The sequence below is a fragment of the Nocardioides sp. Root140 genome, assembly GCF_001426745.1.
Lineage (GTDB): Bacteria > Actinomycetota > Actinomycetes > Propionibacteriales > Nocardioidaceae > Nocardioides.
This window is the reverse complement of sequence record NZ_LMFI01000011.1, coordinates 161824-182253: the sequence shown is the minus strand read 5'-3', so window position 1 is coordinate 182253 and position 20430 is coordinate 161824. Positions and strand designations below refer to the sequence as shown.

Annotated in this window: 20 protein-coding genes; 6 read left to right on the top strand and 14 right to left on the bottom strand. The window is 70.7% G+C overall.

Annotation, left to right across the window (positions count from 1 at the left end; all coding sequences use genetic code 11):
• Positions 1-53: 53 nt before the first annotated feature.
• The 4 genes from ASD30_RS19455 to ASD30_RS19440 form a co-directional block, all read right to left on the bottom strand.
• On the bottom strand, positions 54-1052 hold the full coding sequence (locus ASD30_RS19455; protein ID WP_056686087.1) for a glycosyltransferase family 2 protein: 999 nt from the start codon (positions 1050-1052) through the stop codon (positions 54-56).
• An 89-nt stretch (positions 1053-1141) separates the two neighbouring features.
• Positions 1142-2452, bottom strand: coding sequence for a UDP-glucose dehydrogenase family protein (locus ASD30_RS19450; RefSeq protein ID WP_056685728.1), 1311 nt, complete (start codon positions 2450-2452; stop codon positions 1142-1144).
• Between the two features lie 131 nt (positions 2453-2583).
• Positions 2584-4215 carry an alpha/beta hydrolase gene (locus tag ASD30_RS19445; protein WP_056685725.1) on the bottom strand — a complete coding sequence of 544 codons (1632 nt, stop codon included), beginning with the start codon at positions 4213-4215 and terminating at the stop codon, positions 2584-2586.
• The gene (locus ASD30_RS19440; protein ID WP_056685722.1) at positions 4196-4519 is read right to left on the bottom strand and encodes a hypothetical protein; all 324 of its coding nucleotides are present in this window, start codon (positions 4517-4519) and stop codon (positions 4196-4198) included. The genes ASD30_RS19445 and ASD30_RS19440 overlap by 20 nt, the downstream gene beginning before the upstream one ends.
• A gap of 96 nt (positions 4520-4615) precedes the next feature.
• Here ASD30_RS19440 and ASD30_RS19435 point away from each other — a divergent pair, with 96 nt between their 5' ends.
• Positions 4616-5008 (top strand): DUF2237 family protein, encoded by a 393-nt coding sequence (locus ASD30_RS19435; RefSeq protein WP_056686084.1) that lies wholly within the window; start codon positions 4616-4618, stop codon positions 5006-5008.
• Positions 5009-5011: 3 nt separating this feature from the next.
• Here the strand turns inward: ASD30_RS19435 and ASD30_RS19430 are convergent, their stop codons facing one another.
• Positions 5012-6178, bottom strand: a complete 1167-nt coding sequence (locus ASD30_RS19430) for a PucR family transcriptional regulator (RefSeq protein ID WP_056685719.1) — start codon at positions 6176-6178, stop codon at positions 5012-5014.
• 119 nt (positions 6179-6297) lie between these two features.
• On the opposite strand from ASD30_RS19430, the gene ASD30_RS19425 reads away from it, so the two are divergent.
• Genes ASD30_RS19425 through ASD30_RS19415 form a run of 3 tightly spaced genes read left to right on the top strand, consistent with a single transcriptional unit; the run spans position 6298 to position 9613 of the window.
• The gene (locus ASD30_RS19425) at positions 6298-6534 is read left to right on the top strand and encodes a DUF3311 domain-containing protein (protein ID WP_056685716.1); all 237 of its coding nucleotides are present in this window, start codon (positions 6298-6300) and stop codon (positions 6532-6534) included.
• Complete coding sequence (locus ASD30_RS19420) at positions 6531-8033, top strand: sodium:solute symporter family protein (RefSeq protein ID WP_056685713.1); 1503 nt, start codon at positions 6531-6533, stop codon at positions 8031-8033. The genes ASD30_RS19425 and ASD30_RS19420 overlap by 4 nt, the downstream gene beginning before the upstream one ends.
• On the top strand, positions 8030-9613 hold the full coding sequence (locus ASD30_RS19415) for an amidohydrolase (RefSeq protein WP_056685710.1): 1584 nt from the start codon (positions 8030-8032) through the stop codon (positions 9611-9613). Before ASD30_RS19420 ends, ASD30_RS19415 begins: the two co-directional genes overlap by 4 nt.
• 4 nt (positions 9614-9617) lie before the next feature.
• Here the strand turns inward: ASD30_RS19415 and ASD30_RS19410 are convergent, their stop codons facing one another.
• From ASD30_RS19410 to ASD30_RS19390, 5 genes are read right to left on the bottom strand one after another with little or no spacing between them, the layout of a single operon-like run.
• Positions 9618-10523: a methyltransferase domain-containing protein gene (locus ASD30_RS19410; RefSeq protein WP_056685706.1), complete on the bottom strand. Its 906-nt coding sequence runs from the start codon at positions 10521-10523 to the stop codon at positions 9618-9620.
• A 21-nt stretch (positions 10524-10544) separates the two neighbouring features.
• Entirely contained in the window at positions 10545-11648 is a 1104-nt protein-coding gene (locus tag ASD30_RS19405; RefSeq protein WP_082564006.1) for a GNAT family N-acetyltransferase, read from the bottom strand.
• Between the two features lie 47 nt (positions 11649-11695).
• Complete coding sequence (locus ASD30_RS19400) at positions 11696-12244, bottom strand: hypothetical protein (RefSeq protein ID WP_156393721.1); 549 nt, start codon at positions 12242-12244, stop codon at positions 11696-11698.
• A 51-nt stretch (positions 12245-12295) separates the two neighbouring features.
• Entirely contained in the window at positions 12296-13702 is a 1407-nt protein-coding gene (locus ASD30_RS19395) for a GntP family permease (protein ID WP_056685700.1), read from the bottom strand.
• Positions 13699-14211, bottom strand: a complete 513-nt coding sequence (locus ASD30_RS19390; RefSeq protein ID WP_056685697.1) for a gluconokinase — start codon at positions 14209-14211, stop codon at positions 13699-13701. The genes ASD30_RS19395 and ASD30_RS19390 overlap by 4 nt, the downstream gene beginning before the upstream one ends.
• 122 nt (positions 14212-14333) lie before the next feature.
• Between ASD30_RS19390 and ASD30_RS19385 the strand changes: the two genes are divergently transcribed.
• Positions 14334-15029 carry a FadR/GntR family transcriptional regulator gene (locus ASD30_RS19385; protein WP_235532636.1) on the top strand — a complete coding sequence of 232 codons (696 nt, stop codon included), beginning with the start codon at positions 14334-14336 and terminating at the stop codon, positions 15027-15029.
• A gap of 115 nt (positions 15030-15144) precedes the next feature.
• Here ASD30_RS19385 and ASD30_RS19380 read toward each other — a convergent pair whose 3' ends face one another.
• Positions 15145-15489, bottom strand: coding sequence for a hypothetical protein (locus tag ASD30_RS19380; RefSeq protein WP_056685692.1), 345 nt, complete (start codon positions 15487-15489; stop codon positions 15145-15147).
• Positions 15490-15633: 144 nt separating this feature from the next.
• Here ASD30_RS19380 and ASD30_RS19375 point away from each other — a divergent pair, with 144 nt between their 5' ends.
• Positions 15634-16746 (top strand): ScyD/ScyE family protein, encoded by a 1113-nt coding sequence (locus ASD30_RS19375; RefSeq protein ID WP_156393720.1) that lies wholly within the window; start codon positions 15634-15636, stop codon positions 16744-16746.
• 25 nt (positions 16747-16771) lie between these two features.
• On the opposite strand, the gene ASD30_RS19370 is transcribed toward ASD30_RS19375, so the two are convergent.
• The 3 genes from ASD30_RS19370 to ASD30_RS19360 are packed head-to-tail and all read right to left on the bottom strand — an operon-like array spanning position 16772 to position 20412.
• The gene (locus tag ASD30_RS19370; protein ID WP_082564005.1) at positions 16772-17476 is read right to left on the bottom strand and encodes a sterol desaturase family protein; all 705 of its coding nucleotides are present in this window, start codon (positions 17474-17476) and stop codon (positions 16772-16774) included.
• Complete coding sequence (locus ASD30_RS19365) at positions 17473-18198, bottom strand: FadR/GntR family transcriptional regulator (protein ID WP_056685686.1); 726 nt, start codon at positions 18196-18198, stop codon at positions 17473-17475. Before ASD30_RS19365 ends, ASD30_RS19370 begins: the two co-directional genes overlap by 4 nt.
• A 33-nt stretch (positions 18199-18231) precedes the next feature.
• Positions 18232-20412, bottom strand: a complete 2181-nt coding sequence (locus tag ASD30_RS19360; RefSeq protein ID WP_056685683.1) for a hypothetical protein — start codon at positions 20410-20412, stop codon at positions 18232-18234.
• Positions 20413-20430 lie beyond the last annotated feature (18 nt).

Here is a 20430-nt window from a genome sequence, read left to right as displayed (position 1 = left end):
AAACGTCAGGGAGTATCCCGAGATCAGGACCGAAACGTCAGGGAGTATCGGGATCAGCGGCGGGAGGAACGGGGGATGGAGCGGAGGAATCCACTGCCCCACGAGAGGTGCATGGTGGCCACCACGAACGGCAGCAGCACCCGCGCCCGCCAGGGCAGCCGACGCCGGCGCCCCATCTCGTACGTCGCACCCAGCACTCCGAACGCGTAGCCGAACGGCGCGAGGAACCCGAGGGTGAGCCAGGCGGAGCCGGGGACGTGCAGCCCCGGGACCAGTGCGAGCACGAGACCGACCAGTCCCAGGAGGGAGCCGAGGGCGACCAGGCCGGTGACGACGGGCGCGGCCAGGTAGCGGAACGAGGCCGTGTCGGGGTGCTCGTCGACGATCTGGCGGCGCCACTGCCCGGACCCGAAGAACTGCCGGCGCAGGGCGTTGAAGTCGCGCCGCGGACGGTAGACCACGGCCAGGTCGGGGGTGAACCAGATGGTCTCGCCGGCCTGCCGCAGCCGGTAGTTGAGCTCCCAGTCCTGGGCGCGCAGGAAGTGCTCGTCGAAGCCGCCGACCTTGACCAGCGCGTCGCGCCGGAACGAGCCGAGGTAGACGGTGCGGGCCGGACCGGGCTCACCACCGACGTGGAACTTCGACCCGCCGATGCCCAGCGGCGAGGACATCGCCGCCGCGACCGCGTGGCCGAACGACGTGTCGCCCTCGACCCGCATCATGCCGCCGACGTTGGCCGCACCGGTGGACTCGAGGAGGTCGACGACGTCCTCGAGGTAGCCGTCGGGCAGGAAGCCGTGTGCATCGACGCGGACGACGAACGGATGGCTGGTCGCCGCGATCGCCGCATTCAGGGCGTGCGGCGTGAAGCCCGTCGGGTTCTCGACCACGGCGACGCGCGGGTGGGTCTCGGCCAGCGTGCGCGCGATCTCCATGGTGCGGTCCTTGCTGGGCCCGACCGCGAGCACGAGCTCGACCTCGCCGTCGTAGTGCTGGTCGAGCACCCGGCGTACGGACTCCTCGAGGTAGCGCTCCTCGTTGAGCACCGGCATCACCACGGAGACTGCCGTGCGGACCCGGGTCAGCGTCGGCGCCTGCGGGCCGATCGACGGTCCGGCCAGCGGGCTGGTCACGACGTCCGTCATGCGACACCGAGTCCGCGGTAGGTCCAGCCGGCGCCGCGCCAGCGGTCCCGGTCGAGGCAGTTGCGGGCGTCGATGACGTTGAGCTCGCGGACCACCTCGGCCAGGGCAGCCGGGTCGACGGCGCGGAACTCCGGCCACTCGGTCAGGTGCAGCACGACGTCCGCACCGCGGCAGGCCTCGAAGGCGCTGCGGTCGAACGACAGCTGCGGCGCGGCGGCCGCGGCCACGCCGTTGGCGACCGGGTCGTAGACGTGCACGTCGGCACCGACCAGGGCGAGCTGGGTGGCCACGTCGAGCGCCGGCGAGTCGCGGACGTCGTCCGAGTGCGGCTTGAACGACGCGCCGAGCACGGCGATCCGGCGTCCGCGGACGTCGCCGCCGACCAGCTCGTGGGCGAGCCCGACGACCTTGTCGCGCCGGCGCAGGTTGATCTGGTCGACCTCGTCGAGGAACCGGAAGGAGGCTCCCGCGCCGAGCTCTTCGGCGCGGGTGCGGAACGCCCGCACGTCCTTGGGCAGGCAGCCGCCCCCGAACCCGAGGCCGGCGTTGAGAAAGCGGCGTCCGATGCGGGAGTCGAGCCCGATCGCGTCGGCCAGGGTGGTGACGTCGGCGCCGGTGACGTCGCACAGGTCCGAGACGGCGTTGATGAACGAGATCTTGGTGGCCAGGAACGCATTGGCGCTGGTCTTGACCAGCTCGGCGGTGGCGTAGCCGGTGACGATGACCGGGGTGCCCGACTCGATCGTCTCGGCGTACACGCGCCGCAGGGTGGCCTCCGCGTCCGGCGAACGGACTCCGAAGACGAGGCGGTCGGGGCGCAGCGTGTCTTCCACGGCGTAGCCCTCGCGCAGGAACTCGGGGTTCCAGGCGAGCTCGACGCCCGGCCCGGCGAGCTCGGTGAGCCTGGCCTGCAGCACGTCAGCGGTGCCGACCGGCACGGTCGACTTGCCGACGACCACCGCGGTGCGCCCGGCCAGCAGCGTGCCGAGGGTCTCGACGGCGGCCTCGAGGTAGCTGAGGTCGGCGGCGGTCGAACCGCTGCGCTGGGGCGTGCCGATGCACAGGAAGTGCACGTCGGCGTCGCGCACGGCGGCGAAGTCGGTCGAGAAGCGGAGCCGGCCGCTGGAGCCCACGTGCTTGCGCAGCAGCGGCTCGAGGTCGGGCTCGTAGAACGGCGCGCGGCCCTCCTGGAGCGTGGCGACCCTGCTCTCGTCGACGTCGACACCGACGACGTCGAAGCCCAGCTCGGCCATTCCGGCCGCGTGGACTGCACCGAGATATCCGGTCCCGATCACGGAGACACGCATGTCTACCCCTCTGGATGCACCCGGGTGGGCGGGGTCTGCGACACCCGCGATCGGGCCACTTCGACCCAACTGAGAGTTAGTCTACTGATTTTATCAACTTAAACCCAAAACCAGCGTGTCGCGCGCGTCCTTCACGGCCACGCCGGCACGTGCCGGGCCAGCAGGTCCTCCAGCCGGGCATCGAGCTCTCCCAGCCGCCACAGGCCCTCGCGGGTCAGGTCGGGCAACGACGGCGGGCCGGTGTCGTCGACCAGGGCCTCCGGGTGCCCCGAGGCGATCGCGGCCAGGTTGTGCTGGCTGGTCGACCCGTCGTCGAAGTACGACGAGTGTCCGCGCCCGCCCGACGTGCCCCACTCGGCACTCGCCTCCGTCGAGAGATGGCGCATGTCCTCGAGGAACGACGGGTCCCGGCCGAACAGCCCGGCGTCGCCGATCAGGTCACCACTGGCCTCGAGGTGGAACGCATGGCCGCGCGGCAGGTCGAGGTCCCCGAGGTCGTCGGTGCCCGTGCCGGGAGACCCCAGGAAGGCGCCCTCGTCGACACCGGTCGAGTGCCGCAGGGCGAGACCCGTGACCAGCGATCCGTAGGAGTGGCCGGCCACCCCCAGGTGCGGGTCATCGGCGCGTGATCCGTCGACCCCGTCGAGGAAACCGGCCAGGTCGTCCGCCGCCGAGCGGGCCGCGTCGTCGCGCAGCACGGTGCGGCCGGGCACCAGCGTGTCGTCGAGCTGCGGCGGTGCGTGGCCGAGCCACAGCACCGCCGCGTGGTCGGAGGCCGGCCCGCCGTCGAGCGCCCGGGACCTGGCCAGCAGGTCGACCAACCGGTCGTCCCAGGCATCGAGATCGCCGGCGACGGTGGTGCCGAAGCCGGGCGTCACCACCAGCACGTGGCGGGCCCGGTCGAGGTCTCCGACGCCGAGCACCACCCGCAGGTCCCGACCCGTGGTGTCAAGGGCCAGCAGCTGCCGCTCGTCCGGGTGGGCGGCCAGCAGCCGTTGCAGGGCGCGCAGGCCGGCGGTCGGCGTACCCCACCGGGCAAGAAGGCGCAGGTTGGCCAGGTGTCGGGCCCGGGCCGGGATGCCGTCGGTGTTGCCGATCCACTCCGGGTGCAGGGCGATGATGCGGCGCTGCTCACCGTCGGTGAGCCCCCACCACCACGCGTTCCAGTCGCCGACGCGACCGCCGACCGGAGGCGTGAGCAGGGTGCGCTCGCCCTCCCGGGTGCCCAGGGTCGCGGCGCCCGACAAGCGCCCGGAGCCACCGTCGACCAAACCCAGGGCCACCACGCCCAGCAGACCGGCGAGCTCCTCGTCGGTGTGCCGGGCCGCGACCAGCGCCTGCTCGACGTGGTCGCTGATCTCGTGGTGCCGACGCAGCCGGTCGGCCACCGCGTGCGGGTCCGGCGACGGCGGGCGTACGTCGAGCACGGCTCCCGCCAGGTCGACCGCGAAACCCTCGGCGCGGGCCCACTCCATCGCCTCCACGAGCACCCGTCGCGCATGGGCCGCCCCCTCGGCCGCCACGTCGAGGCCCCGCACGACACACGCCATCGAGGCCACGAGGTCGTTCATGGCGTGCACGAGCCGAAGCCGATCGGCCTCTGCGGAGGCACCGGCGGACCCGGTCCAGAGGCCGATGACCGAGGCGTCGTCGAGCTCGTCCTGGAGGGCGCGCAGGGAGGCGCCGGTGCCGGCCAGGGCATCGGCCGCGGCCGCCAGGTTGTGGGGCAGCCACGCCAGCAGGTCACCGGTCGAGAGGGTCACGGCTCCCCCTCGACTCGAGACGAGCAGCGGCCCGTGCGTCGACGGCCTCGTAGTCGTCGGCCCCGGCCCGCAACGCGACGCCGTGGCGCCGTGCGGCCGCCTCCCACTCCGCGTACCCCCTGCGCCAGACCCGGGCCAGGTCGCGGGCCGCCGCAGCGCTCGCGGAGCCCGGCAGCCCCCGCTCGATCCGGCTCAGAGCCGAGGCGGGCGCGAGGGCGCCCAGCTGCTCGGCGGCGCCCGCAATCGCCCCTGCCGCGTCACGCAGCGCCGGTGGTCGTACGCCGAATCCGGCGTCGTTCGACATTGAACATCCTCCCCGTCGATGAAGGGAACCAAGTCTGGCGCGATCTCCCGACCGGTCATCCGGTTCTCCACAGGCCACTCGTGGGAGGATCCGGGCATGTCCTCCGAGCGCAACGTGAACGGCGGCGAGCTCGAGCCGTGCGGCGATGATCCGGTGACCGGTTTCTACCGCGACGGACTGTGCTCCTGCGGGCCCGAAGACGTCGGACTGCACGCGGTCTGTGCGGTGATGACCACGGAGTTCCTCGAGCACCAGAAGTCGGTCGGCAACGACCTCACCACGCCACGTCCCGAGTGGCACTTCCCAGGCCTGGTGCCGGGCGATCGCTGGTGCGTCGTCGCGCCACGGTGGCTCCAGTCCTACGAGGCCGGCGCCGCAGCACCCGTCGTACTCGCGGCCACGAACGAGCGCGCCCTCGAGGCGATCCCCCGCGAGCTGCTCGAGGAGCACTCGGTCGACGTACCCGCCGACCCGAGCTCGCTCGAGTGAAGCTCACTCGGAGCCGGGAAGGCTCCGCGTGCGCAGACACGCCACAGACCTGAGGAGACCGTCGAACGTGCGCGGGTCCCACCCGGTCAGCTGCGCCCAACGCTCGAGGCGGTAGGTCACCGAGTTGGCATGCAGGTGCAACGCCCGCGCGGCCGCACTCACCGAGAAGCCGTTCTCGGCGTACGCCGTCACAGCGTCGGCCAGGTGGGTCTGCTCGCGTGCCGCAGCGTCCCCCGCAGCCAGGAGTGGGCGGCACTGCGCCGGGTGGGCCGCCAGCAGCGCGGCGATCCAGTCATCCTCGAAGTACGCGACGGACCCGGCCGGGGCGGCGCGTGCCGCGAGCCGGGCGTCCTCGATGCTGGCGGCGGCGCCGGCCAGGCCCGAGCGCGGCATCCCGACCCCCACGGAGACCGCGCCGCGATGCCCACGCAGGGACTCGACCAGCCTCCCGGACGCGCTGTGCTGCGTGAGGGTGATGACGAGATCACCCACCCGGCTGCACTGGACGAGACCTCGGTGGCCGTCAGTGCCGCGATGCGTTCGCTCCAGGACCGCCTGGACGGACTCGACGTCCACCTCACTCCATTCCGCGGCGGACGTGACGATCGCCGCGAAGGGGCCACTCACGTCAAAGCCGAGGCGGTTCGCCAGCCCCTCCAGGTCCGCGCCCACCGACCCCGACCCTTGGGCGAGTGCCTCGAGGAGGCGGTAGCGCAGTCCGACCCTGACGGCTTGGGCACTGCGCGTGGCCTCACCATGACCCACCGCGACGGCCGAGGTCAGCACGTGCACGTTGTCCCAGAGGTAGCTGGACGCGTCGAGCAGCGCCGGGCCGGCGTCCCCGCCCTGCTCCACCAGGGACGACCAGATCTCCTTGAGCCCGAGGTGGTAGCTCTGGACGACGTCCTGCAGGGTCATGCCCTGCTGCGCGCGTCGCTTCCCGACCTCGCGGGTCTTCTCGACCAGGTCAGCAGGGAGCGCCGCGCCCCGGGCCAGGCAGTCCAGCATGGTGGCGAACTCGCTGCGGATGTAGTCGAACTGCTCCTGGTAGGCCACGACCGAGTACGCCGGAACCACGGAACGTATTCGGGAGACGACGCGTCCGACGAGCCCGTCGAGGTCCTCGGCGACCCGGGCGCATGCCCGGGCGAGGGTGTCGTCCGCGGCCACGGTTCCTCCTTGGTGAATTTCACGAAATCCGACGCACAGGATCGTGCATTCGCAGTGGCCCGTCCGGCGTGACCGGGGACACACTGAAATCAGTTTCCCCCACTCACCTGGAGCACACCATGTCCAACGAGCTCAAGAGCGTCCTGCTCTCCATCGGGGTGCCCTCCGTGGGCGTCCTCGGTGGAATTCTCATGTTCGCCGACTCGACAGCCCAGGTTGCGGGCTTCCCGGTCCTCTTCGCCTGGCTCTTCCTCTGGATGCCGTTGACCGCCCTGTGCATCCACGTCGCGTGGAAGTGCTACGACGAGGCCGAGTACGTCGAGCGCGAGCTGCAGGACGCGGAGGAGCTCGCATGATCCTCCTGACGTTCAGCCTCGTCCTCGGCCTGGCGCTCGCCGCCGGCATCATGTCCCGGCGCGCCAGCAGTGCCGACATCGACGACTACCTGGTCGGCGGCCGGTCGTTCGGCCCGATCCTGATCTTCGTGCTCGGTGCCGGTGAGGCCTACAGCATCGGCACGCTGCTCGGCTTCCCCGGCGGCGTCTACGCCTTCGGGGCCAACTACGGCGTGTGGTTCATCGCCTACATCCTGCTGGCCTACCCGATCGGCTACTGGCTGGCGCCCTACCTGTGGCAGGCCGGCAAGCGCTACGGCGCGATGACGCTGCCCGACGCCGCCGGCTCCCACTTCCGCTCGCGTCCGCTCGAGCTCACCATCGCGATCTCGTCGGTCATCTTCCTGATCCCGTGGGGCCAGTTGCAGCTGACCGGCCTCCAGGTGGCGATGAGCGCGCTCGGCATCCGGATCGACCCGACCGCCGCGGTTCTCGCCGGCGCGGGACTCACCATGGTCTTCCTGCTGCTCTCGGGGGTCCGCGCGCCCGCGTTCGTCTCGTTCGTCAAGGACGGCGCCCTGCTCCTCGGCGCGATCCTCGTGGGCCTGGCCGCCGTCGCCAAGTCGGACGGCACGACCGCGCTGTTCGACAAGGCGGCCGATGCCGGCGCCGTACCGTCGACCCACTACACGCTCACGGGCTCGTCGCTGACGTTCACGATGACGACCGTGGTCTTCCAGGCGATGGGGTTCTTCGTCTTCCCGTTCATCGCCCAGGCCATCTTCGCCGCCAAGTCCGAGGGCACTCTCAAGCGTGCGGCGCGATTCAACCCGCTCTACATGCTGATGTACCCGTTCCTGGTCGCGGCAGCGTTCGCCGCCGTCGTACTCCTGCCGCACCGGCTGGAGGGTCCGGCCTCCAACCAGGCGCTGCTGCAGCTCTCACGCCAGGTGCTGCCGGACTGGCTGACCGGCCTGGTCGCCGGTGGCGCAGCGCTCTGCGCGATCGTCGTCCTGTGCGGCTCGGCCCTCGGCATCGGCTCACTGGTGTCCCGCAACATCATCCGCGGCATCCCCGCCGAGAAGCAGCGCAGTTGGGTGCGAGTCGTGATCTTCGCCTACCTGATCGTCTCGCTGGTGCTGACCCTGGAGCTGCCGTCGCTGCTGCTCACGCTGGTCAACACCTCGTACTACGGCGTCACCCAGGCGCTCATCGTCTTCCTCGCCATGATCTTCGGCTGGAAGGTCCGCCCCGCCGCGCTGGCGCTCGGCGTGATCGTCGGCGACGTCCTCGTCCTGGCCATGTTCATGGTCCAGGAGGGCGCGGACACTCCGCCCTGGTGGGCCGAGCACGGTCTCAACATCGGGTTCCTGGCCCTGCTGGTCAACGCGACCGTGGTGATCGTCAGCCGCATCGTGTGGCCGGCCGAGAATCCCGTGCCCGGCCTGCGTGCCCTTCGCCCTCGCTCGCACTCGACGCGTTCGCCCCGCCCCACGGCGAAGGTGGTGGAGGCTCGATGAGCGACCTGCTACTCGTCGGCGCCGACGTCGTGACCATGGATCCCGATCGGCCGGGGGTCGAGGCGATCCTGGTCCGGGACGGGGTCGTGGTGGCCGTCGGCACGGAGTCGGAGGTGGCCACTCTGGCCTCCGCGCACGTCGAACGCCTCGACCTCGAGGGCGCCACCGTGCTGCCGGGCCTCATCGAGTCCCACGTGCACCCGGCGTACACCGGACTGACCGACCTGTGGGCCGACTGTCGCTCGCCCGGTGTCGGCACCATCCCCGACCTGCAGGCGGCGCTGGCCGCCCTGCCCGTCGAGAGCGGGGCCTGGATCCGCGGGTGGGGGTACGACGACACCCTGCTGGCCGAGGGACGCCACCCGACCCGCGACGACCTGGACGCCGTCAGCAGCACCGACCCGGTGATCGTCTCGCACATCTCCGGTCACTTCCTGGTCGCCAACACGGTCGCTCTGGCGTTGGCGCGGGTCGATGAGGAGACCGTCGCGATCGACGACCCTCGGTTCCCGCGGGACGCATCGGGGCGACTGACCGGCATGGCTTGGGAGATCGACGCGGTGAGCCGGGTGCTCGCGGCGGTGCCGGCACTCTCGGACACGGACCTGGAGGACGCCCTGCTCCGCGCACTGTCCCGGGCTCGTGAACGCGGCATCACCACCGTGCACGACCTCGGTGTCGGCCTGATCGGCGGCCCCGAGGAGCTGGACGCCTACCGTCGGCTGGACGCCGAGGGCCGGCTGCCGGTCCGCGTCGTGGGCTTCCTGCGGGGAGACCTGCCCCTCGACGGCGACACGGTCTTCGAAGCGGCGGGACAGTCCGTCGGCCGCTTCCGCCTCGCCGGCGCCAAGTTCTGGGCCGACGGTTCGATCCAGGGGCTGTCCGCGGCCCTGCGCGCGCCGTACCTCTGCGACCCGGGGCACCACGGCGAGCTCCTGCAGCCCCAGGAGGTGCTGGACGCGATGGTGGCACCCGTCGCCGCCGCCGGAGGGCAGCTGGCCGTGCATGCGAACGGCGACGCCGCGGTCGGCGCTGCGCTGACCGCGATCAACCGCGCCGGGCAGGGCACGCACGACCCGCGGCACCGCATCGAGCACTGCCAGGTGACGAGCACGGCCGACCTCGACGCGTTGAAGGAGGCGGGTGTGGGGGTGAGCTTCTTCGTCAACCACGTCTACTTCTGGGGTGACCGGCACCGCGAGAGGTTCCTGGGTGACGTGCGCAGCGACTTCCTCGACCCGCTCGCCTCGGCGGCTGCTGCGGGCCTGCGGTTCGGGCTGCACTCCGACTGCCCCATCACGCCGATGGATCCGCTCGCGACCCTGCGCACCGCCGTCAACCGCCTCACCAGCGGCGGCTCGGTGCTCGGCGCGGCCGAGCGCATCGACGTGCACCGTGCGGTTCAGGCAATGACAGTCGACAGCGCCTACCTGGTGCACGAGGAGCAGTACGTCGGCACCCTCGCACCCGGGATGCGTGCCGACCTGGTCGTCCTCGACGGTGACCTGTCCCAGGTCGCCGACGCCGCCGCGCCCATGCCCAAGCCGGTTCGTGTCATGGTCGGTGGCAGCTGGGAGTGAGGTCCTAGCGCCAGGCCTGGTGGCTGCGCTGCGGCACCGGCTGCGGTGGGCGGGCCAGCTCGGACGGCGCGTAGACCTCGCGGCCGAAGTAGTCGGCCACCCTGGTCATCGCGCGCGACGAACGGCTCATGATCACGTAGCGCTTGCGCATCGCCTGGCCCACGAGCGGCGCGCGGAAGTCGAGGTGCACGCCGGCCCGGTCGGCCACCAGCCGCAGCGCCTGCGGGGAGTAGTACGAGGTGTGGTCGGGATAGAAGATGTAGCGGTCGGCCGCGAGCTTGCCGCCGTCGTGGATGTTGGTGCCGCAGATCAGCAGCCCGTCACGCCGCACGAGCCCGAGCAGCCGGGCGAAGTCCTCGTGCGGGTCGCGGAAGTGCTCGATCACCTCACTGGCCACGACCACGGAGAACTTCCGCTTCGGCGGGTCGTTGGCGTCGATGAACTCGGCGTCGTCGCGCACCTTCATGATGTCGCTGATCGCCACGCGCTCGACCTCGGGAAGCTTGGCCACGTGGTGGTTGTCCATGCTGCGCCCGGCGCCGAAGATCAGCGCCTCGTGGCCGGTGCCGCCGAGGATGTCGACGCCCATCTTGACCATGTGGAACTCGCGCCCGGGCACCTCGAGGTCGCCGAGGCGCCCGTGACCGGCCGGCAGCTGCTCGATGTCGGTCTTGGCTGCGTAGCGGCTTTCGATGTGGCCCGGCATGTGCACGAACCCGCAGTGCTGGCAGACGCGTACGTCGCACGTCTTGGCCGGCTCACGCGTGTAGGCCACCGTGCGCTCGACGTACTTCTTCGAGCCGCAGACCAGGCACGTCGGCGAGTCACCGCGGGCGGTCAGGGTGCGTAGTCGGGGACCGAGCCGGGCACGGGCCCGGGCGCGGAGCTGGTCGAACGCAGGTGCAGGCATGCCGGGGACGCTAGCACCCGCTCATGACGTGACAGGGATGTCCTTGTGCCACGACTCGGTGACGTATTTCGTCTTCCAGCCCATGCCGACGTACAGCTGGTCGGCGCCGGTCGAGGAGTCGGCGTCGACCTCGAGGCCGACACGGTCGCGACCCCTCGCCGCGGCGTCGGCGATGATCGTCTTGAGCAGCCCCTTGGCCACTCCGCGGCCGCGGGCGGACTCGAGCACGCCGAGGTAGGACACGTAGGAGCCGTCGGGTCCGGTCGAGCTCTCCGACACCGTGCCGACCAGCGCACCGGCCGGTTCGGGCTCTCCCTCGCCGTCGACGATCTCGGCCAGCCACCAGTGGTCCCAGCGGTGGCCCGGGTCCTCACGCACCCGGTGCACGAACTCCGCGAAGGTCTCCTCGGAGGAGTTGAAGTGGTCGGTGAAGGCGCTCTCGAGAATCTCGTGCACGGCCCTCAGATCGTTGACGTCGGGCATGCCGCCGCCCTCGCGACGCACCTGCCGGAAGACCACGCCCTTGCGCTCCCAGTGCTCGGGATCGGGCACCAGGCCGGCCTCGTCGGCGGTGACCGGGCGGCTCATCTGCCACCAGGTGCGGACCCGGTTGAAGTTCGCCTCCTCGAGCATCTTGTGCTGGCGCTCGTCGTCGGCGAAGGCTCCCGTGTCGATCTGTTGCACGTCGAGCCCACGGGCCGCGCCGACCTCGCGCGCCTGGCCCTCGGCCCAGGTGAAGAGCACGTCGGAGCAGCGCTCTGCCGCGCCGGGCGAGAGCGACCGGTCGAGGATGTGGACGTAGAGCATGCGGTTGAGCGAACGGTCGTGCACGCTGGCCCAGGCGCGGATCGTGCCGGACTTGTCACGGATGACGAGGTTCTCGCGCATGCGCAGCCCGTGCTCGGAGACCTCGACCAGGACGTCGTCCTCGGAGGCACCGGCCCAGCCGCGGCCGGAGTCCTCGTGGGCGCGCAGCAACTCGGTGAGCCGGAGCACGTCCTCGGAGTTGTCCGGGTCGGGGATTCCCGCCTCCCAACCCACCGGCAGACCGGGGTCATCGGGAAGAACCTCCTCGGGATCGCTCTCGAAACGGTTGTCTTCGGGCAGTGCGTAGTCAGGGGTCATCGGCACTCATTCTGCCGCATCGCGCGCTGGGCGCCCGATCGTCGGTCTCAGGTGACCGCGTCGGAGTCGACCAGCACCAGCGCCACGGTGGTCACCGGGGCGAGGCACTCGGGCAGCGGTGAGGCCACCTTCTTCGGGGTGATCGTGAGGCTGTCGGCGGCGCTGACGGTCACCCCGGGGGGCACGTCGCAGCCGATCGAGACGACGCTGCCGACCATCGTCCTGCCGTCGGGCACCTTCGTCGCGACGTACGTCGTCTGCACCTGCTGGCCGAGGTCGCCCCTGGTGAACGGGGCCACGAAGTCGGCCACCGCGGCGTCCGAGTCGAGTACGACGGGCGCCGCGCTCGTCTCACCCCCGGCAGCGGTGGCGTGCAGGATCGCCACCTCGTCGAAGTCGACGCCTCCCCCACCCGTTGAAGTACTGGGCGACGTACTGCCCGGGTCGGTGGAGGGAGTCGTCTGTGTCGTGTCCTCCGCGCGGGTGTCATCGTCGCCGTCCGACTCCGAGCCGCAGGCGCCGAGGGTGAGCGCGAGCAGGGTGGTCGGCACGGCGAGCAGGAGGCTGGTCCGTCGAGCAACAAGTGAACGCATCATGGTGATCCGACGATAGGGGCTCCGGAACGGTTCCCTCACCAGGAGCACCGCTCAGACGACCAGGCCGAGGGCAAGCACGAAGACCAGGCCGGTCACCGAGAGCAGCGTCTCCATGAGGGACCACGACTTGAGGGTCTGCGTGACGGACATCCCGAAGTACTCCTTCACCAGCCAGAACCCGGCGTCGTTGACGTGGGAGAAGAACACCGACCCGGAGCCGATCGCCAGCACCATCAGGGAGATCTCGGGCTGGGACAGCCCGGCCGTCAGCGGGGTCAGCAGGCCGGCCGCGGTCACCGTCGCGACGGTCGCCGAGCCGGTGGCCAGGCGGATGAGTACGGCGACGAACCAGGCCAGCAGCAGCACCGAGACACCGCTGTCGGCCACCCACCGGGCGACCAGGGTGCCGACGCCGGTGTCGACGAGCGAGGTCTTGAAGCCGCCGCCGGCGGCCACGATCAGCACGATGCCGGCGATACCGGGAAGCGAGCTCTCGACCGACTTCGAAATCTGGTCGCGGCTCATCCCCGACGCACGCCCCAGGGTGAACATGCCGACGATGACGGCGATCAGGAGGGCCACGATCGGCGTGCCGAGCGCGTCGAGCACCTTCTGCACGGCGTTCGACTCGTCGTTGATGATGATCTCGGCCAGGGCGCGGGCCATCATCAGCACGACCGGGAGCAGCACCGAGAAGAGCGTCAGCGCGAAGCTCGGACGGTGGTCGGCGATGCCGGCGCCGGCGTCCGCGTCGTCACTGTCACCGAAGCGGCCCTCGGGCACGAACACGTCGCCCACCCAGCGGTCGGCCACCTTCGCGAAGACAGGTCCGGCCAGGACCACGGTCGGGATGGCGATCGCGACTCCGAAGGCCAGGGTGATGCCCAGGTCGGCGTCGAGGTAGTTGATGGCGGTCAGCGGCCCGGGGTGCGGGGGCACGAGGCCGTGCATGGCCGAGAGCCCAGCCAGGGCAGGGATTCCGACCGCGATCAGGGACAGCTGCGCCCGCCGCGCCACGAGGTAGATCACCGGCATCAGCAGCACGAGGCCGATCTCGAAGAACATCGGCAGCCCGATGATCGCGCCGACTCCGGCCATCGCCCACGGCAGGGCCCGCGTCGAGGCCCGGCCGATGATCGTGTCGACGATCTGGTCGGCACCACCCGAGTCGGCGAGCAGCTTGCCGAAGATCGCGCCCAGCGCGATCAGCGTGCCGACGCCGGCAGTTGTCTCGCCGAAGCCCTTGGTGAAGCTCGCGATGCCGTCGGCGAGGGGTACGCCGGCCACGATGCCGACGGTGAGCCCGCCGAAGGTCAGGGACAGGAAGGGGTGCAGCTTGGCCCAGGTGATCAGCACGACGATCACCGCGATGCCGAGGCCGGTGGCGGCCATCAGCTGGCCCGAGGAGGCGACCGGCTCGATGATGTCGTCGGTGGCGAGGGGAAGGATCAGGTTCATCGGGTGCTCCCGGTCTGGTCGACGTACTCCTGGACGATGGCGTCGATGCTCTGGTCGATGTCGATGACGAGGCCGCCCTCGTCGGGGCTGAGGCGTTCGAGGGTCTGCAGCTGCGAGGTGAGCAGCGAGGCCGGCATGAAGTGGCCCGGGCGACTGGCCTGCCGGGCGGCGATGACGTCGCGCTTGCCGTCGAGGTGCACGAAGCCGACCCGGTGACTGTGGTGGCGCAGCTGGTCGCGGTACTTGCGCTTCAGGGCCGAGCAGGCCACCACGCCACCGCCCGACTCATGCTCGGCCAGCCACGCGCCGATCGTCTCCAGCCACGGGTGCCTGTCACGGTCGTCGAGGGGGTGACCCGCGGACATCTTGGCGATGTTCGCCGCCGGGTGCAGGTCGTCGGCGTCGACGAACGGGACCCGGATTCGTTGCGCCAGGGCCGCGCCCACCACGGACTTCCCCGACCCGGAGATGCCCATCACCACCAGCAGTGGTTTCCGGTCTGTGCTCATCTGCGGTTCCTCCCGCGGGTCCGAATTCGTGGGGACGTGTTGTGCCCCGCGTCACAGCATGCAACGATTGATCTGCTCTTATCAAGACCTTGTGGCATTAAATCTGATCTTTGGGGATGACCATGGACGACCCGGGCGGCCTGCACTCCACGGTGCTGGAGGCCCTCGGCCTGCGCATCGTCTCCGGCGACCTCACCCCCGGGCAGGTGCTGACCCTCGACTCCGTCGACACCGAGTACGCCGTGTCGCGCTCGGTCTCCCGCGAGGCGGTGCGGGTGCTCCAGTCGATGGGGCTGGTCACCTCTCGCCGCCGCGTCGGCGTGACCGTCTGCCCCCGCGACAACTGGCACGTCTTCGATCCGCGCGTGATCCGCTGGCGCCTGGCCGGCGACGATCGCACGAACCAGCTGCTCTCACTGAGCGAGCTGCGCTCGGGCTTCGAGCCGGTGGCCGCTGCCCTGGCCGCCGAACGTGCGACGCCGCAGCAGTGCTCGGCGCTCTCCGGCGCGGTGATGGACATGGTGGCCCACCGGCACTCGGGTGACCTGGAGGCCTACCTGGTCGCCGACACGATCTTCCACCGCACGATGCTCGAGGCCTCGGGCAACGAGATGCTGCGCGCCCTCGGGGACGTCGTCGCCGAGGTGCTGGCCGGCCGGACCCACCACCACCTCATGCCCGCCACCCCGCGAGCTGACGCCGTCGCGCTGCACGAGCGGGTGGCGAACGCGATCCGCACCGGTGACGCGGACGACGCCCGCACGGCCATGCAGGCGATCATCGACGAAGCAGCTGCCGCCCTCGCCGACCCGTCGTGAGTTCCGATCGACCCGTCGTCAATACCAATCGACCCGTCGTGAGTTCCGATCGACCCGTCGTGAGTTCACGCCATGCGCCAGAACTGGCGACGGGTCGACAGGAACTGGCGACGGGTCAGAGGACGAACCAGGCGCCGATCAGGGCCGGGACGGGACCGAGCAGCAACCAGGGCGTGAGCATCGAGCGCTGGTGGATGACCCGGCCGACGGCGACCGAGAGGACGCCGAAGATTCCGGCGATGACCAGCAGGCCGATCTGGGCGTCGAGGCGGTCGTCCTCGACCATCGCGGCGGCGAGGACAAGTCCGACCACGAGGTGCAGGATCGTGGTCACCGCGAGCACCGACATGACCCACTTCTGCACGTGCGAGACGTGCATCGCGTCCTTGCGAACGGACGGACGCGGGTTGTTCGGGTCCATCAGGTGCTTGGCGCGCTTGACGGGCTTGGTCTCGGACATGCACTGATTGTCTCACCCGCCCCGGCGCCCGGGTTCCACACCCACGTCCCGCGATACGCCGAGTTCCCCAAGTTGGCCGATGACAGCCCGGACTCCTGCTGCTTGTCTGGGTGCGCGGCGGGAAGACAAGGCTGGGAGGCCTCAATGCTTCACTCGAAAGCACGAACCGCGGCGGTGGGCCTGGGAGTGGTCGCACTCGTCGCTGCCGGCGTGACACCGGCCCAAGCCGGACACCGGCACGACAGGATCTCCACCGTGGTCGACCTCTCGGGGCCTCGTGGCGTCGAGTCGATCAGACCGGGAATCACCCTGGTGACCGAGGACGACGGCAGCTTCAGCCTCGTCGTCGAGCGCCGCAACCGACCGGCCCGGGTGATCCGGCTCGGCGGGATCGACGAGGCCGCAGGGTTCGCGTCGGACGCCTCGCAGTCGCGGGGCAGGTTCTACTTCCTCACCGGTGGCGGCGGGGCGGCCGAGGAGCTGCCGCCCGGTGCGGCCACGCTCTACAAGCTGCGTCACGGTGAGCTGCAGCCGTTCGCGGACATCAAGGGCCACCAGGCCACCGACCCCGACCCCGACGACCAGGAAGGCGTGCCCACGGACACCAACCCGTACGGCGTGCTCGCCCTCAAGGACGGCACGGTCCTGGTCGCCGACGCCGGCGGCAACGACCTGCTCCGGGTCTGGCCGGACGGCACCGTCAAGACCGTGGCCCGGTTCAGGCCGCGCATGGTCGAGGTGCCCGAAGGCCTCCCCGACGTCGACATGGAGGGCAACCCCACCGGCCTGCCGCCGGCCGGCACCCCGATCAACTCGGAGGCCGTGCCCACGTCGGTCACGGTCGGACCGGACGGTTACTGGTACGTCGGCGAGCTGCGCGGCTTCCCGGCCAACCCCGGCACCTCGCAGATCTGGCGGATCAAGCCGGGCTCGCTCGACGCGGTGTGCGACCCGGAGGCGCCCGACACGGGCACCTGCACGCGGTACGCCGACGGCCTGACGTCGATCGTGGACCTCACCGCCGACAGCAGGTCGGTCTACGCGGTGAGCCTGTCGAAGATGAGCTGGCTCGCCATGGAGCTCGGACTTCCCGGCTCCGAGGTCGGCGGCCTGTTCAAGGTCAGGCGGAGCGGCAACCACGCCGAGATCGCCAAGGACAAGCTGATCATGCCCGGCGGCGCCGACGTGGCGAGGAACGGGACGATCTACGCGGTCGGCCCGGTCTTCGGTCCGGGAGCGTTGGTCAAGATCCGCTGACCCGGACCTGCGCGGCGGCTCGGAGTCACGAGCCGCCGTGCAGGTTCTTCGCGGTCGCCGACGCCGGCACGCTCGCCGGGTCCGGGTAGGTCCCGAACAGGCGGTCGGCGGTGTTCGTGGTGGTGACCGTGAACCAGTAGTGCTCGTTGCGGTAGTGGTGCAGCCGGTGGTTGCGCCACACCGCCTTGTAGGCGCGCGAGACCGGCCGGTAGTCGCTGTGGATCAGGTAGTGGGTCCACTCGTAGGCCAGCCCCACGACGGCGACCGAGACGGTGAAGGTGAGCGCTTGGCCCAGCCGCGGGAACGCCAGCAGCGCAATCGCGTGGTAGCCGACGATCACCCACACCAGCGCGCGCCACGGGATGAAGACCAGCGGCACATCACGGGGGTCGGCGTGGTGCTCACGGTGCTTGCGGGCCAGCAGGGTGTCGATCGTGACACCGGCCACCTGCCGGGGGCGCCAGTGCAGGACGAAGACGTGGATCAGCCACTCGAGCACCGGGAAGAGCGCGACCAGCACCACCGGTGCCCACAGGTCACCCGAGCGCCAGTCCCCGACCAGAGCGCGCGCGGTCACCCCGGCCACGAGCACGGCCATGATCATCCACGGCGAGGGGTGGGCCCAGAACGCGCGGAAGCTCGAGCCGAGGGAGACCTTCGGCCGGCGGGAGACCCGCGCCTCGTCGGCCGCCAGGCGCTGCTCGCCCACGTCGGGTCGGTCCGTGCTCATTCGACGCCGCCCTCGAAGTCGTCGATGGCCGCGTTGACCGCATCGGTCGCCACCGTCAGCAGGGCGGCGGCCCGGCGCTCCGCGAGCCTCGCATTGCCTCCGGCCACAGCCTTCGCGACGGCCCGATAGGCCTCGACCCGGTCGACCTCGGAGGACAGCACCACCGCCAGCGCCTCGAGGGCCGGCTCGTAGGCCGCGCGCATGCTGTTGAACATCAGCCGGAAGGTGATCGACTCCGCGCCGTCGACCAGGAGGTCCCAGAACACGAGCGCGCAGCGTTGGCGGGCGACCGGGTCGGACTCGGCGGCCAGTGACGCCACGGCGGCGTCGAGGGCGTCGGCCAGATCGGCACCGCCCCGCTCGGCCGCCAACGCGGCGATCCGCGGGCCCACGTGCAGCCGTGCCTCGAGGATGCTCCGCGCCACGGAGAGGTCGAGGTTGCCGCCGGCGAACAGCAACCGGGGCAGCAGCTCCAGCCCGCCGACCTGCCGGAAGTCGCGGACCGTGGTCGCGCCGCCCTGGCGTACGTCGACCAGCCCGGCCTGCGCCAGGCGCTGCAACGCCTCCCGGACCGCCGGCCTCGAGACGCCCAGCACCTCGGCCAGGCGTCGTTCGCTGGGCAGGCTCTGGCCCGGGCCGAGCTCGCCGCCGGTGAGCTCGCCGACCAGCTGGTCGAACACCTCGTCGGGCACGGACCTGCGGTTGACCGGTTGCAGTGGCATGCCGGCAACGCTAGGCCGACGGGCGGCAGGTGGTCAAGTGGTCAGACCAGTTGGGAGACGTATGACCTGAGCCGCGCGAACCTGGGCCCGACATGCCGCCCGCACCTGCTTCGCGATGACAGCGGCTCGTTCGTCCGGCGGAAGACCGCCCTCGGTGGGATCCGCCAGGGAGGCCAGGCACTCAATCGCCTCCGTGAGCCAACCCGCGGCCAGTCCTCTCTCGGGATGATCGTCAGGCAGTGCTGCCAGGCGGGCCGATGCAGCATCGACCCGCCGCCGCGCCTCGTCCTCGGCGTCCTTCAGCAACAGTTCGGAACTCTCCATGAGCCGCAGCCTCCAGAACTCTCCGGTCTCGTCGAAGTAGTAGTGCCCGTGGCTGGGCTCGCGGATCTGCAGGTGACGATCGGCGGGCCCGATGCAGGCGTGGTACTCGCCGGGGTCGCTGCTCGACGGCTTGATCACTGCCGTGAACGCGTTGCCACGGTGGGCCGCGGAAGCCTCCCATTCCTCCCCCGCGTTCCATCGTTCGACCGACTCCGGGTAGTCACCGTCAGGCATGGATCCGCTCGTCCGGTACATCGAGGTCACGAAGTCGACGTCGATGCTGCCGAACCCCTGCGACATCTGGCGGTGGAAGAACCTGTTGCGCGCCGCACTGTTCTTGCTCGAGAGCCGCGCTGCGAGGAGTGCCGGGTCGGACGTTCCGGCGTCGTCCGGGCGTCGGATGTACCAACCACTCTCCGAGGAGTAGACGTACTTTCCCTCCCGGGGACCCGCCCAGCTACCCGGCTCTTCGCTCAACGGGTTGTTGTTCGCGTAGAGCACCGGCACCAGCTCTCCGTTGGCGTCCTCGGTGTGCTCACGCAGGATTGGCCGCGGCTCCTCGGGACTGCCTGCGCGCTCCTCGATCGCGACTCCGTAGTGGGCGTCGGCGAACAGCCCACCGGCCGTGCCGAGGATCGGACCCGGGTCACCGACAGGGAAGGACAGCATCATGTCGCGCGCCTCTTGTGCAGTGTCGGCGAACTGGAGCGCGTGAAAGGTCGACGCACCCCGACGAAGCCCGTAACCCCATTGCTCCCTCGGGCCGCCTCCGCCGCTTGCCCCGTCGATGCCCTGCCCTCCGTGGTGGACGTAGGCGACTCCCTTGTCGTTGAAGCCGGGGTGGCCGGCCATGAAGAAGCGGCCCAGTCCGGGAATCGAGCCGTTGGCCGAGAAGGGGGTGTGGACGAAGCTGTTGCCCCGGTCGGGGAAGGCCACGATGGTCGCCTGGTAGGTGCAGTCGTGGTCGGTGGTGGAGGCGCCGACCAGGCCGCCGTCCACCGTCGCGCTCGACCAGGCACAGAAGCCGCTGCACATGTCGGTGACCTCGCCACTCGGAGAGAAGTGCGCACCCGAGTAGGCGTGCACCCCCAAGGAGGAGTCGCCGCTCAGCTCCTCGCCGAACATCACGTGATTGTGGGCCGGCTCGTTGTAGCCGGTCCAGACGGCGAGCGCGTGCCCGTGGTCCAGGGCAATTCCCCGCGACGCAGCACCGTCCGCCCATCCTCGCGCGAAGTCGAGGACCTCCGGCGCGTGTCGGGCCAACTGCGACTCCCACTCGGCGAGCACCAGGCGAGTGTCGTCGCTGATCACCCGGGCTGCGAGCCGGTCGAAGATCCAGGTCCCGTAGATGTCGACGACCTGCTGGGCGTACTGCCGGCCCATGTCCTCGTTCGATCCGGTCAGGACGACAACAGGGCAGACGGTCGGCACCAGCGGTACGCCGGACTCCGTGTGCAGCACCTCCGAACCCCGGCGCTGGAGCGACAGGGGCGCAGGTGCCGGCAGGACGATCCCACCACGGCACGCGTCTGCGACGTCGAGCGCACCCGACGTCACGGCTTCGAAGCGCCGCAGCAGCTCGATCGGGTCCGGACTCGACTCCGGGGCTGCGAAGTCGACGTACGTCCCGTCGACGCGACCGAGGTTCCACTTGGCCTCGTACAACCTGGCGAGATGCCCCTCCATGGTCGCGTGAGCCCGGGCCCGCACGAGATCTCCGCGGTCCAGCGCACCGATCATCCGCTGCGCGACGTGCACCGCGAGGAGGGCGCTTTCGCGCGCCTGGTACACGAGTGCCAGCGAGACACCGTCCTCGGTGCGCGCCGGGATCGCCTGCCGGAGCTTGCGGATCGTCGAGTCGTAGCGCATGACCTCGCGATCGACGTCCACCGACGAAGGAATTCCGGT

Excerpts from the sequence above, each read along its gene's own strand:
- ASD30_RS19435 (WP_056686084.1), top strand. The coding sequence starts at position 4,616 with ATGTCCTCCGAGCGCAACGTGAACGGCGGCGAGCTCGAGCCGTGCGGC.
- ASD30_RS19410 (WP_056685706.1), bottom strand. The coding sequence starts at position 10,523 with ATGCCTGCACCTGCGTTCGACCAGCTCCGCGCCCGGGCCCGTGCCCGG.
- ASD30_RS19440 (WP_056685722.1), bottom strand. The coding sequence starts at position 4,519 with ATGTCGAACGACGCCGGATTCGGCGTACGACCACCGGCGCTGCGTGAC.
- ASD30_RS19395 (WP_056685700.1), bottom strand. The coding sequence starts at position 13,702 with ATGAACCTGATCCTTCCCCTCGCCACCGACGACATCATCGAGCCGGTC.
- ASD30_RS19365 (WP_056685686.1), bottom strand. The coding sequence starts at position 18,198 with ATGCCACTGCAACCGGTCAACCGCAGGTCCGTGCCCGACGAGGTGTTC.
- ASD30_RS19455 (WP_056686087.1), bottom strand. The coding sequence starts at position 1,052 with ATGCCGGTGCTCAACGAGGAGCGCTACCTCGAGGAGTCCGTACGCCGG.
- ASD30_RS19450 (WP_056685728.1), bottom strand. The coding sequence starts at position 2,452 with ATGCGTGTCTCCGTGATCGGGACCGGATATCTCGGTGCAGTCCACGCG.
- ASD30_RS19375 (WP_156393720.1), top strand. The coding sequence starts at position 15,634 with ATGCTTCACTCGAAAGCACGAACCGCGGCGGTGGGCCTGGGAGTGGTC.
- ASD30_RS19425 (WP_056685716.1), top strand. The coding sequence starts at position 6,298 with ATGTCCAACGAGCTCAAGAGCGTCCTGCTCTCCATCGGGGTGCCCTCC.
- ASD30_RS19420 (WP_056685713.1), top strand. The coding sequence starts at position 6,531 with ATGATCCTCCTGACGTTCAGCCTCGTCCTCGGCCTGGCGCTCGCCGCC.
- ASD30_RS19390 (WP_056685697.1), bottom strand. The coding sequence starts at position 14,211 with ATGAGCACAGACCGGAAACCACTGCTGGTGGTGATGGGCATCTCCGGG.
- ASD30_RS19415 (WP_056685710.1), top strand. The coding sequence starts at position 8,030 with ATGAGCGACCTGCTACTCGTCGGCGCCGACGTCGTGACCATGGATCCC.
- ASD30_RS19400 (WP_156393721.1), bottom strand. The coding sequence starts at position 12,244 with ATGATGCGTTCACTTGTTGCTCGACGGACCAGCCTCCTGCTCGCCGTG.
- ASD30_RS19385 (WP_235532636.1), top strand. The coding sequence starts at position 14,334 with ATGGACGACCCGGGCGGCCTGCACTCCACGGTGCTGGAGGCCCTCGGC.
- ASD30_RS19405 (WP_082564006.1), bottom strand. The coding sequence starts at position 11,648 with ATGACCCCTGACTACGCACTGCCCGAAGACAACCGTTTCGAGAGCGAT.
- ASD30_RS19380 (WP_056685692.1), bottom strand. The coding sequence starts at position 15,489 with ATGTCCGAGACCAAGCCCGTCAAGCGCGCCAAGCACCTGATGGACCCG.
- ASD30_RS19370 (WP_082564005.1), bottom strand. The coding sequence starts at position 17,476 with ATGAGCACGGACCGACCCGACGTGGGCGAGCAGCGCCTGGCGGCCGAC.